Genomic DNA, 13,535 nt, shown 5'->3' on the forward strand with positions numbered 1-13,535 from the left:
AGTTGTGGAAGTCGTACATAAAGACATGGGCAGATTTAGGACTTGATCATGTTCAATTTAACATGGTAGATGACGCGACGCTGAGGGCTGCACAGAAGGACCCAGAGCAATACCAGGAGGTGATAGTAAGGGTGGCTGGATATAGCGCTCATTTTGTTGATATCAGTCGCAAGACGCAGGACAATATTATACAGAGGACTATACAGGGATTAGGATAAGCATATGCATTTTGTATTCTGTGTGAAACAAAATGTATCGTTAGATGCAGGATTATGTGCATACAAAATATTACTCGAAGGCATAAAGCGTTACTAAAGGACTCTAGTGCAATGGGAGCCGGGGATAAGGGGGGATAATACTTAAATGCTGTGAGCATTAATTATAATATGGAGGAATAGAGGATGGAAGAAATAAAAGCAAGAGCTAGTGGAGCTCCGGATAAGAGTTTAGATGAACTCGAGAAGAATAGAGAATGGTGGTGGGTTGCAGAGAAAAAGAGGTCTAAGAGGCTTGACTATCTCAGAAAGGCTGTATGGAAAAAAGGAGCCACAGGGGGAGTCTATACCCCTGGTTTGAAGATCGATCTTGAGAGGCCGCAGCTTTTCACTGAGTCATGGAAGGAGAGCGAAGATGAGCCCATAATGCTTCGAAGGGCTAAAGCGATCGCTAATGTACTGGATAATATTAGCATCTTCATTACAGATCATGCGCAATTAGTGGGTTATGTCGGAAGCCTGCCACATACTCAGCCATGGTACCAAGAGATGGCAAGCATGTTCAACGAAGAATATTACAATACGCAAGGATCAATCCCTGAACCAGTAGAAGAATCCTTGAATATTATGACGGATCTCAACAATTATTGGGCTGGCAGGACTGAATTGGATAAGGTGATACGAATGATTCCTGCTGAGGATGCTGTCAAGTGCTTTAGTGGTTCAGTTATGTGGGGAATTCCTATTGCTAGCGCCAGTTATCATACAAGGGACTGGGACTTCATTATGGGGAGGGGATATGAGAGTATATATGATGAAATTCAAGATAGAATCGAGGATGCTGAGAAGAGGCTAGAGGGGACTCCTGGGCCAGAACTTTTACCCTTGTATGACCGGTTACCCAATTGGGAGGCGATGCAGCTTGTTTTGGAGGCGGCTATCCGATATGCGAATCGTTTTGCTAGATTAGCTAGGATAGTGGCAGAGAATTTTGAGACTGATCCTAAGCGTAAGGATGAGCTTTTAAAAATGGCAGAGATATGTGATCGTGTGCCGGCAAAGCCGCCGAGAAATCTTCATGAATCGCTTCAGTTTGATTTCTTTGTGGAAGTAACATCTAGATTTGAGGTTGGGAATACCTGGCCGCATCGTATGGATTATTATCATGGGCCATTTTACGAGAAGGATGTCAATATAGATAAGAAGGTAACCAGGGAGGAAGCGATTGACCTTATAGGGGAGTATCTGATTCGTATCCATGAAATAGGATTTATGGCTCCGAGCCTAGCCAAAGAGGGTCTTCAGGGTATACCATCAACCTATGTGGGGACGCTTGGAGGCGTTGCTCCTGATGGAAGCGATGCCTGTAATGATATGACAATAGCCATACTTCAGGCAGCAAGGCTTGTGCGCGTGTCAAATCCCACCTTTGGTTTCAGGTGGCATCCACAGGTGTCCGATGAGGTGATGAGGGAGGTGTTCGAGTGTATACGTCATGGATTGGGATATCCAAGCATACGCAATGATCCTGTTCTGATTGCCAATGGTATGCACTGGTATGGTCATCCACTTGAAGAACAGAGGCTATGGGTGCATCAAGCCTGCATGTCGCCATGTCCTCCTACTAAGCATGGTTGTCAACCCTTTCGCATGGCTAATGCTACGTTAAATACATCTAAGATGATAGAGTATGCCCTTCATAATGGCTATGATCATTGTGTAGAGATGCAGATAGGACCACAGACAGGTGATGCTAGGAGTTTTACTGATTTTGATCAGTTGTTTGAGGCATGGAAGACGCAAATGGAATGGATGATGGATGTTGCGACGCGTATAGTAAATTATGGCCGCGCTAAGAGCCCAGAAAATTTTGGTCGTCCTATGCTTTCTGCCATTTATGAGAGGGCAATTGAAACAGGGATTGATGCGCTTAGCCCTGAAGGGGAGAGGGGAAACTCATGGGTCACCTTCTTTACATGGGTTGAAAATATTGACAGCCTTGCAGCTATTAAGAAGTTAGTTTTTGAAGAAAAGAAGTATGCTATTGCAGAGGTAGTGGATGCCATTAAGGCAAACTGGGAGGGCAAGGAGGCAATGCGTCTGGACTTTGTAAAGAATGCTCCCAAATGGGGTAATGATGACGATTATGTTGATGAGATTATGGTTCGCTGTATGAAGGAGGTTGCAAGGCATTCTAAAGAGATGAAGGATCCCTGCGGTAACACATGGCCTGCTTTGCCTGAGAATGTAAGCGGCAACATACATTTTTCTCATATGGTGCATGCATTGCCCAATGGAAGAAGGCTTGGGGATGCGTTATACGATGGCGGCATCTCCCCAGGGCCAGGGCTCGATAAGAAGGGTCCTACAGCTGTATTAAAATCATGCGGGAAGATCGACCATGTGAGTCATGGCAGGGCATTTTTGTTGAATCAGCGTCTTTCGCCAACCCAGCTTTCAGGTGAGAAGGGTTATCAGTTGTGGAAGTCGTACATAAAAACATGGTCAGATTTAGGACTTGATCATGTTCAATTTAACATGGTAGATGACGCGACACTGAGAGCAGCCCAGAAGGATCCTGAGCAGTATCAGGAGGTGATAGTGCGGGTGGCAGGTTACAGCGCTCATTTTGTGGATATTAGCCGCAAAACGCAGGATAATATTATTCAGAGGACAATACAAGGGTTAGGGTAGTAATAATTAAGTGAGGCCTCTTCTTTAAGAGGCCCCACTAATATTAGACAAATAGTAATGGGAGGTATTTGACTATGACAACAGAAGCATATAAATATAGTGATGCTTCTCAGAAGAAGAGTATTGAGGAGTTAGAGAAGAGTAGGGAATGGTGGTGGGTAGCGGAGAAGAAGAGATCCGATAGACTCGATTATCTAAGGAAGGCGGTGTGGAAAAAGGGTAGAAAGGGAGGAATGTATGAACCCGGCCTCAAGGTCGATCTGGAAAGGCCTTTGCTCTTTACAGAGTCGTGGAAGGAGAATGAGAATGATCCTATTATAATGAGAAGGGCTAAGGCCTTAGAGCATGTTTTTGATAACATCACTATTTTCATTACTGATCATGCACAGCTTGTGGGCTATTATGGAAGTCGTCCAAACACCCTCATGTGGCATCCGGATATAGCAAGCTTTATTAATGAGGAGATATACAATGATCCGGTTGTAATACCAGAGCCAGAGGAGGAGTCCCTTAAAACGATGACTGAGCTAAATAATTATTGGGGATCTAGGGATAATCTTGGAAAGGTATTTAGGGAACTCTCCAGTGAGGAGGCTGTGAAGCTTATGAGTACAGTTGTAATGTGGGGACTACCTATAGGTGGCAGTTTCGGCTATGCTGGTAAGGATTATGAGTACTTCATGACAGGGGGAAGGGCGTTTGATAGTATTATAGATGAGATACAGGAGAGGATTGATGATTCTGAAGACAGAATAGATGGAAATCCTGGGCCAGATATTCTTCCTCTTTATGATAAGCTTGCTAATTGGGAGGCAATGCAGATTGTACTGGAGGCCTGTCTGAGGATGGCGAAGAGATACTCCAGGTTAGCTAGGATTATTGCTGAGAATTTTGAATCCGATCCAAAGCGCAAGGAAGAACTCTTACGGATTTCAGAGACCTGTGAACGTGTGCCAGCAAAGCCACCGAGGACTTTTCAGGAGTCATTGCAGTATGACCATTTTATACAGATTTGGTCCAGATTTGAGGATTTGGAAGGGGCATGGCCATCTAGACCTGATTATTACCATTGGCCATATTACGACAAAGATGTTAACCTAGAGAAGCAGATAACGAAGGAAGAGGCCATTGATTTGATTGGTGAGTTTATGATTCGATGCTATGAAGTGGGTATGTATGGCCCTAGAATCGGATCTGAGGGAGTTCAGGGTATTGCCGGCACGTGGATATGGACTTTAGGGGGAGTGAAACCTGATGGAAGCGATGCCTGCAATGATTTGACCATAGCTCTATTGGAGGCTGCAAGACTCGTACGTGTGTCAGGTCCCACATTCGGATTCAGATGGCATCCCAAAGTTCCTGACGAGGTAATGAGGGAGGTGTTCGAGTGTATCAGACATGGATTGGGATATCCCAGCATACGTAATGATCCGGTGTTGATAGCCAATGGTATGCACTGGCATAATCATCCTCTGGAGGAGATGAGGACATGGGTACATCAAGCCTGTATGTCTCCTTGCCCTGCCACAAAGCATGGGGCTCAGCCATGTAGGATGGCATCAGCAACTCTGAATACATCGAAGATGATTGAGTATGCACTTCATAATGGTTTTGATCGCTGTATAAACATGCAAATGGGGCCAAAGACAGGGGATTCCAGGAAGTTTGCGGATTTTGAAGAGCTTTTCCAAGCATGGGTGAAGCAGATGGAGTGGATAATGAACTTTGCTACACGTATAGTAAATCGAGGCAGGGTAAAAAGTCCTGAGTATTATGGCAGACCCTTCCTTTCGGCAATATCTGAGAAGTGCATAGAGAGCGGTCTTGATGCTCTTGAACCTTCGATAGAGAGGGGTAATGCATGGGTTACCTTTTTTACATGGGTTGAGAATGCTGATAGCTTGGCAGCAGTCAAGAGATTAGTATTTGATGAGAAGAAATATACAATGGATGAACTCATTGATGCATTGGAGACTAACTGGGATGGCAGGGAAGAGATGAGGTTAGACTTTGTGAAGAATGCGCCAAAATGGGGCAATGATGATGATTATGTGGATGAGATAATGGTGCGTTGTTTAAGGGAGGTAGCAAGGCATTCAAGTGAGATAAAGTGTCCATCTGGGAATAATTGGCCCGCACTGCCTGAGAATGTGAGCGGCAACATACACTTTGCAAATATGGTGCATGCATTACCCAATGGCAGGAAATTAGGTGATGCTCTGTATGATGGTGGGATCTCACCAGGTCCAGGATTGGATAAAAAGGGTCCTACTGCAATATTGAAGTCATGCGGTAAGATAGACCATGTAAGTGACGGCAGATCATTTCTGTTGAATCAGAGGTTATCGCCAACCCAGCTATCCGGAGAGAAGGGTTATCAATTATGGAAGTCCTATATAAAAACATGGGCTGATTTGGGTATGGATCATGTACAATTTAACATGGTAGATGATGCAACCCTTAGGGCGGCGCAGAAGGATCCTGAGCAGTATCAGGAGGTGATTGTTAGAGTTGCTGGTTACAGTGCCCATTTTGTGGATATCAGCCGTAAAACGCAGGATAACATTATTCAGAGGACAATCCAGGGATTGGGGTAAGTTAAAGATCAGTTCTTTGGCGATTTATATCGTTATGAATACCCAGATTTTTATCTGGGTATTCATTTATGTAATATTTTAGGAGGTATGAGGAAATGGAAGAAGTATTAAAGACAAAAGACGCGCCAGATAAGAGTATTAAGGAGCTTGAGAAGAATAGGGAATGGTGGTGGATGGCTGAGAAGAAGAGGTCAAAGAGGCTAGACTACCTGAGGAAGGCTGTATGGAAAAAGGGGGCAATAGGGGGGGTCTATGCCCCAGGACTTAAATTGGATCTTGAGAAGCCATACTTATCCACAGAATCATGGAAAGAGAATGAAGATGACCCCATTATGCTGAGGAGGGCTAAAGCATTGTCTCATGTTCTGGATAACATAACTATCTTTATTACAGATCATGCTCAGATAATGGGCTATTTGGGAAGTGCACCACATAACCAGATGTGGAATCAAGAGGTGGCAAGCATGTTTAACGAGCAGTACTACAACACCAGGGGGTCTATTCCAGAGCCAGTGGAAGAATCCCTAAAGGTTATGGCTGAGATTAATAATTACTGGGCTGGCAAGACGGAACTGGATAAGGTGATAAGATTGATCCCACCTGAGGATGCTGTTAAGGTGTTCAGTGGAGCTGTAATGTGGGGTGTTCCTATTACTGGGGGTTATTCCACAAAGGATTGGGATTACATTTTCAGTAAAGGATTTCAAGGGATATACAATGATATTCAGGATAGAATAGAGGGTGCTGAGGAGAGACTTTCCGGAACACCTCATCCAGATTTAATTCCTCTGTATGATCGTCTTCCAAATTGGGAAGCGATGCAGATTGCATTGGATGCAAGCATCAGGTTTGCAAAACGCTATGCAAGATTGGCTAGGATATTAGCAGAAAATTTTGAGACAGACTCAAAGCGTAAGGAAGAACTCTTGAGGATTGCCGAAACATGTGAGTGGGTGCCGGCAAATCCACCGAGGAATCTGCAGGAATCCTTTCAGTTCGATCACTTTGTGCAGGTAATTATTAGACTAGAGACTATTGAGGGTGCATGGCCCGCGCGTCCAGATTATTATCATGGGCCATATTACGATAAGGATGTGAATATTGAAAAGAGGATTACCAAGGAGGAGGCGATTGACCTTATAGGTGAGTTTATGATCCGCTGCTCTGAAACAGGATTTATTGGCCCTAGCTGGGCGCAGGAGGGGGTTCAGGGCGTCCCAACTACCGCTGTTTGGACAATAGGTGGCGTAAAGCCTGATGGGACTGATGCCTGCAATGATTTGACCACAGCCTTCTTGGAGACAGCTAGACTAGTGCGTGTGGCTAATCCGACCTTTGGATTTAGATGGCATCCACAGGTAAAGGATGGGGTGATGAGGGAGGTCTTTGAATGCATACGTCACGGATTGGGATATCCAAGCATACGGAACGATCCTGTCCTTATAAGCAATGCTATGCATTGGCATAATCATCCCCTAGAAGAAGCAAGGTTGTGGGTGCATCAGGCTTGCATGTCGCCTTGTCCGCCGACCAAGCATGGATGTCAGCCCTTTCGTATGGCGAATACTACGTTAAATACATCAAAGATGATTGAATATGCTCTTCATAACGGCTATGATCAGGTGCTTAATATGCAGATGGGACCAAAGACAGGAGATCCTCGGGAGTTCAGCAGTTTTGAAGAGTTGTTCGAGGCTTGGGTGAAGCAGATGAAATGGATGATGAATATTGCGGTTCGTGTGGTCAATCTTGGGCGGGTCAAGAGTTCGGAGAATTATGGACGCCCATTATTGTCTGCAATATATGAAAGATCAGTAGAAAGCGGATTGGATGCGAACAGCCCGGAGGGGGAGAGAGGCAATGCTTGGGTAACATATTTCACTTGGGTTGAGAATGCCGATAGCTTAGCTGCTGTTAAAAAATTTATTTTTGATGAGAAGAAATATACAATGAGTGAGTTGTTAGACGCTTTGGAGAAGAACTGGGAAGGGAAGGAAAAGATGCGGTTAGATTTTGTGAAAAATGCGCCTAAGTGGGGAAATGATGATGATTATGTGGATGAGATAATGGTGAGGTGTTTGAGGGAGGTAGCGAAACAATCAAGGGAGATGAGGTGTCCTTCCGGGAACACATGGCCGGCATTGCCTGAAAATGTTAGCGGTAACATTCACTTCTCATACATGGTGCACGCTTTGCCCAATGGCAGGAAGCTTGGTGATGCGTTATACGATGGCGGCATATCGCCGGGCCCTGGATTAGATAAAAAGGGTCCAACAGCAATTTTGAAGTCATGTGGAAAGATCAATCATATTAGCGATGGGAGGGCCTTTCTGTTGAATCAGCGTCTTTCCCCGACACAGCTTTCTGGTGAGAAGGGGTATCAGTTATGGAAGGCTTACATGAAGACATGGGCTGATCTTGGTCTTGATCATGTGCAGTTCAACATGGTAGATGACGCCACCCTTCGGGCAGCTCAGAAGGATCCTGAGCAGTATCAGGAGGTAATTGTGCGGGTAGCAGGGTATAGCGCTCACTTTGTGGACATCAGCCGCAAAACGCAGGATAATATAATTCAAAGAACAATTCAAGGATTAGGGTAGGTAAGTCTTTTAGGTAGCGATAGTATTTATCGAGTTTCCTGTTACAGAAATAATAGAGTTTGGAGGATGCTGTATGAAAATGGGGAAAAAACGAATAATAGTTATCTTTTTGTTAGGATTGCTTCTTGTTGGGTATAGCTTTTCGATCTTGAAGGCGAAAAAGAATCCAAAGTATGTATGGAAATGGGCTTCTTTAGCACAGGATACAGTTGAAGCAATTACCATTATTACTGTAGATTTAACACAGAGTATTTTAAAGGCTACTGATGGGGATGTTAAATGTGTTTGGTACATGGGTGGTATAATGGGGGATGAGGAGGATTATGTTACTAAAATGAGGATAGGCCAGCTTCATGGCGCAATGATTACAGGAACCGCTAATGCGTCAGTTTGTCCTGGTATTTGTGTAATGGAACTACCCTTTCTCTTCGAAAATGTGGATGAAGCGCGATATGTTCAAAATAAATTAAGACCGAAAATATGTAAAATAGCTGAAAAGAATGGATTTAAGGTGTTAATGTTGCTGACGCTGGATGAACATTTTTATTCAGTGAAATATCCAATGAGGAATCCTCAGGATTTTCAGAAAAGCAAAATCTTAACATGGCATGGCCCGCTAGAGGTGGAGGTATTAAAGGCTCTTGGCGCAAGCCCAATCCCTGTAAATGTTCCTGAGGTTGTGCCTTCTATGAGAGCAGGTGTAGTAGATGGAGCGATATCGCCATCAGGCTGGTGGTTGGCTGCGCAACTCTATACGATCACTAAGTATATAAATCCTCTTACAATTAGATATGATCAAGGTGTATTTCTAATTGTAAACAAAGAGTGGAATAAACTCCCCCTTAATCAGAGGAAAAATTTGGAAAAGATGTGGCGTAGATACGAGAAGACATTTGTCATACAAATGGACAAAATTATGATGGATGCCTATAAAGGGATGGTTGGTTATGGTTGCACTGAGGTGAAGATGACTCCGAAAGAGATTGAAGTCTTTAGGAAGAGGACCAGGCCTGTCTGGGATAAGATGGCAGGGAAGGAGTATCCGAGGGAACTCTTAAATGAGGTTCTAAGTCATTTGAAACAATATAGGGGAAAAAAGGGGGGTAGTAAGGGATAGAATAATTAAATCAGGGGCTGTTTGTTGTTATTCACAATTGGACAGTCCCTGAGATATATAAACCAATGGACAGAATTTAATGAGATATCCGTTTTCTTAGAGATTTAGATAAAATTTACCTGGGTGCATATTTCTTTCTGCTTCAGTAATTTGGATATTTCCCTCATCGTATTATCATCCCTTATAGGCTCTATTTCAGAGATGAAATCCCCATTTTCATTTTGTTTAGTATGCCAGTTAATAATAAAACCCGGCACATAAGAGAATGAACTGCCGCCAATGCCGCAACAAGATTTATCAGTAACAGAATAACCGGTATAATATAGTATTTCCTTGCCGTTATAAGGATATCGAACCTCTTTGAGAAATACATAGTGACTTGAGATGGAGAGTATCTCTTCATTCAAATGAGGATGGACAAAGTCATTATTCTTCATAATAGACCTCCTTGGGTTTAGATATCATTCAACTTTAGCTTATAGGTTGGAGCTGATCGGATTCGAACCGACGACCTCTTGAGTGCGATTCAAGCGCTCTCCCACCTGAGCTACAGCCCCGTCTCATAAATATGCGTTAATAATAAAAAAATGATCATAATCAGTCAATAATGTTTTCACTATGCCCTTTATATCATTTGTTTATATTTAAATTTTATTACCCATTTTATGGTGCATGGGGTAATTGCTTTCAATATTTGTTATCCAAGAGAATAGCACCCGTAATGTTGAGGAAATTTAGTGATCACCACCTCTAATAAGGTCCCTTTGTCGGCATAAATTCACCTGAGGGTTTAATGAATCCTTCCATTGTCTTGGCAAAAACATTCTTGAGTCCAACATCTCTTAGAATCCTATGAGCCTTTTTCATCTCCTTGGATGAAGGTGGTTGCATATTTTTGCTCTTAAATGCGCCATAATATGAAATAATCCCGACTTGAATAGAGGGATCGCTTTCCAGAAGTCTGAGTCCTATGTCGTTAAACTCGCTTAATGAGATTAGTTCGTTGTTATAGGGTATGCTAACACTGAGTGATATTTTGTCTTTATAATTGTGGGAGATATACTTAACCGCTTCCCATGCGGTTCTTTTGTATCTTTCCGCCATGTGAGAGTCTTTTAGTCCTGTGATTTTAATGAAGGTATCTAGCTGCAAACCCTTGAGGTCTATTGAGATATCAGTCGCGCCGGTCTCTACTATCTCGTCAACATAACTATTAGTAAGCAATGAACCATTTGTATCAACGAGAATGCGGGAACTTGGATCAGGATCGAGTCTTGTGAGTTCGCTTAAATACTGGATTAGCCATGGTCTGTTCAGTGTGCATTCTCCACCAGTAATAAGCGTTCTGTTTACACCAATCATCCTTTTGGTCATGGTTAGTCTGTGAGCCGCCTCCTGAGGAGTGAAAATTTCTGCTTTTCCATTATAAGTAATAAATGAGTTGATACATTGGGAACATATAAAATTGCATCCTACAGTAAAACAGACCGCCTCAACTTGGGGAATCCCGGCAGGTCCTGATAAGAACATGATCCTCCTCCTGGGAACATAATCCTTTGGGAGTTCTGTTTTGATGTTCATTCCCTCTTTCACCGATGTGACGCATCCAGGCATAACCTTATCATTGATCTCAATAGCGCAGCTCATGCACGCACCAATGCCGCAGGCTGTAGATAACTCTTGAGTTCCAGGCAGGATAGCGTTTTTATGTCCTGTCATAGTAAGGGCCTCTTTTATACTTATTCGCTCTGGTACTTTATATGAATTGTCGTCTATTCTAATGGTTATTTCCCTCTCCCTTGGCTTCTCTTCTAAAATTCTAGCATCAAAGGGACAGGCTAAAATACAGGCTCCACAACCGATACAGGCCGACTCCTCAATGCTTGGGCAGTTTACTAGCTTGCTGCATGTGCCGCATCGTTTGCATTTTTCTTTATCTAGATAAACGGAATAAGGCATAGTGGTATCCTCAATATTTTATTTAGTTGTGTAATACATTACTTGATTATTTCTTGATTCTTGGAGTCAATCAAGTCATGCTAGTTATTAAGAATGTATTCAATCAGGCTTTATTGCTGTAATAACACTCCAATAGACTGTTGTCGATGTACAGGTGACATCAATAAAGCCTGTATCATTAAGTATTTGATCAATTTCTGCAACAGAATAATATTTCCCATCAGTGGAATACATAAGCAGAATCGAATATTCCGCAATGGGTAGTAGACCTGTTTTGTCTTCATTGATATGAGCATTATGTATAACTATCATCCCCATTTGGAGGAAGGGCATTAAATAAATCAGATGCATAGATGCCATCTCTGAGTCGCAGCAGTTCAGAAGGATCTGTTTTGTATTATGATGATTCTGTATTTTTCATAGCCTTTGGCTTATGGTGAACATGCTGAGATTTAAAATCTAACTGTGCAATAATCTAGGCAACCTAGATTTAGGTTGATACTTGTCTATGCTTTAAGTGTTGATTAGTCAATTAAATTTATTTACGAGTATCCTTTTGTAATCATAATAGTGTTTATCAATTTCCCAATCAAATAGCAAATGGCTAATTTTCATTTTTTTACATCCCATTTTTTAAGATATGTAGTCTGTCCAAGCGTGCTGCCGCGCCTTATCTCCTCCCGAATTCGATTCTCCTTTTCATTAACATCAATCGACCGATTTGCAATTTCCATAGCATGTTTATGTGGAACAATTACGATCCCACTCTCATCGCCGATTATCCAATCTCCCGGTTCAACCCTTCGTCCCCCGCATTCGATTGCTGCATTTATTTCACCGAATCCTTTAGGTTCGCCGGCGGTTGGGGTGAAGTGTCTGGCAAATACAGGAAATTGAATTTTCCTTATATCGTCAATATCTCGGGCAGCTCCATCGATGATTACAGCAACGACACCCTTGCTGATACATGAGTGGGTAGCCAACTCCCCCCAGCATGCAATTTTGCTACCGCAGGAATCAATAACAAGCACATCACCGGGTTTACAATGATCAATTGCGGTAACCGGTTTACTCCAGTCTCCTGAATAGGTCCTTACGGTTGTGGCAGGGCCGGAAAACTTGAGAGGTTTATCTGGCGATCCTTCCCACACTGGCCTTAGCCCATTCATTTCGCCAGTCCTGTGCATTGCATCTGAAACGTTTGCTGTGCTAACTATGTTGAATGCTTCAGCTAGATGATCTGTATCATATTTGCGAAATTTATCGGTCTTTAGGGGTATTCCCTTTTTAAGAGATTCTATGATTCTTCTCGCGGATTCTTCAGGATTCTCTGCTTTATAGAGAGCCCCACCTGCTATGATTATATCTGCTCCGGCTTGAAAGGCTTTTACCGCAGTCTCGCTGTTTAGTCCCCCTGCCGCGGCAATGAGCACATTTGAACTGCATGCTTCAGATACCCTTTGAACGAGTTCAATCGGATTCATCCCAAGAACCTGTTGATCAAGCCCAACGTGGATGTTTATTATATCAACGCCTAGTTGTTCGAGTTCAACTGCGCGTTTAACAGGATCATTTGTTGCGATCAGGTCTGTGCCGATTTTAACGCCATATTTTTTGCCTGCAAGCACAGCCTCGCGAATCATGGAATCCGGAGAGACTCCCAAAATTAAAACAACCTTCGCTCCCGATTTCGCTGCCATTTCAACCTCAACTGAGCCTGCATCCATGGTCTTCATGTCTGCAACTATTGTTAAATTCGGAAATTTGTCTCGAAGCGCCCTAACGGATTCCATTCCTTCAGCTTTTATGAGAGGTGTTCCAGATTCAATCCAGGTTACTCCGCCCTTGACAGCCTCTTCTGCAATCTGTAGGGCTTGTGGCAGATTTATGAGATCTAATGCTATTTGTACGGGAGGTATGTCATTAGTCTTAGATATCTTGTTTGATGATAATGGATGATTCATTTGTGACCTCCTCTGTTTATCCCAAAAGTGAAGGATTGCCTCTGCTTGTCTTGTATCTCCAAAATGATATTGTATTATTATAATGAGACATCTATGGCTAGATAAAGCAAATGAGAATGGCATGTCAACAATAAAAGCACATTAAAGTTCGAATAATATAAATATTGTTTAAGTTCTATGCGATAATAATAAAAATATTATTGAATAATTGCGATATTTGTTGATTTATGGCGATGGCGTTATTATTCTGTTGAATAGGACTTTGAAGGAGAAAAAATAAGATTCATTAAGAAAATAATAAGATTATCTCCATTAATTAAGTGTTGATTTTTTTTTCTTGCATATCTTCTCTTTTATTGTTTTCATATCTTCATCAATAATAGCACAGT

General features: G+C 42.6%; 9 protein-coding genes and 1 tRNA gene. 5 read left to right on the top strand and 5 right to left on the bottom strand.

Going from position 1 to position 13,535, the window contains the following annotated elements:
• The 5 genes from SVZ03_16435 to dctP all read left to right on the top strand — a co-directional run.
• A partial coding sequence (locus SVZ03_16435) for a glycine radical domain-containing protein (GenBank protein MDY6935793.1) occupies window positions 1-218 on the top strand: 218 nt, incomplete at its 5' end.
• 183 nt (window positions 219-401) lie between these two features.
• Entirely contained in the window at window positions 402-2,909 is a 2,508-nt protein-coding gene (locus SVZ03_16440) for a pyruvate formate lyase family protein (protein MDY6935794.1), read from the top strand.
• Window positions 2,910-2,983: 74 nt separating this feature from the next.
• Window positions 2,984-5,506 (top strand): pyruvate formate lyase family protein, encoded by a 2,523-nt coding sequence (locus SVZ03_16445; GenBank protein MDY6935795.1) that lies wholly within the window; start codon window positions 2,984-2,986, stop codon window positions 5,504-5,506.
• A gap of 95 nt (window positions 5,507-5,601) precedes the next feature.
• On the top strand, window positions 5,602-8,106 hold the full coding sequence (locus tag SVZ03_16450) for a pyruvate formate lyase family protein (protein ID MDY6935796.1): 2,505 nt from the start codon (window positions 5,602-5,604) through the stop codon (window positions 8,104-8,106).
• A gap of 73 nt (window positions 8,107-8,179) precedes the next feature.
• Window positions 8,180-9,223 (top strand): TRAP transporter substrate-binding protein DctP, encoded by a 1,044-nt coding sequence (gene dctP / locus SVZ03_16455; protein MDY6935797.1) that lies wholly within the window; start codon window positions 8,180-8,182, stop codon window positions 9,221-9,223.
• Between the two features lie 104 nt (window positions 9,224-9,327).
• Here dctP and SVZ03_16460 read toward each other — a convergent pair whose 3' ends face one another.
• The 5 genes from SVZ03_16460 to hxlA all read right to left on the bottom strand — a co-directional run bounded on the left by SVZ03_16460 (window position 9,328) and on the right by hxlA (window position 13,119).
• A complete protein-coding gene (locus SVZ03_16460; GenBank protein ID MDY6935798.1) occupies window positions 9,328-9,660 on the bottom strand; it encodes a hypothetical protein in 333 nt (110 codons plus the stop codon).
• Between the two features lie 47 nt (window positions 9,661-9,707).
• Window positions 9,708-9,780 (bottom strand) — tRNA-Ala (locus tag SVZ03_16465).
• Between the two features lie 193 nt (window positions 9,781-9,973).
• Complete coding sequence (locus SVZ03_16470; protein ID MDY6935799.1) at window positions 9,974-11,182, bottom strand: radical SAM protein; 1,209 nt, start codon at window positions 11,180-11,182, stop codon at window positions 9,974-9,976.
• Window positions 11,183-11,281: 99 nt separating this feature from the next.
• A complete protein-coding gene (locus SVZ03_16475; protein ID MDY6935800.1) occupies window positions 11,282-11,494 on the bottom strand; it encodes a hypothetical protein in 213 nt (70 codons plus the stop codon).
• A 299-nt stretch (window positions 11,495-11,793) separates the two neighbouring features.
• Entirely contained in the window at window positions 11,794-13,119 is a 1,326-nt protein-coding gene (gene hxlA, locus SVZ03_16480; GenBank protein ID MDY6935801.1) for a 3-hexulose-6-phosphate synthase, read from the bottom strand.
• Window positions 13,120-13,535: the final 416 nt, after the last annotated feature.

The organism is Spirochaetota bacterium, from assembly GCA_034190085.1.
Classification (GTDB): Bacteria; Spirochaetota; UBA4802; order UBA4802; family JAFGDQ01; genus JAXHTS01.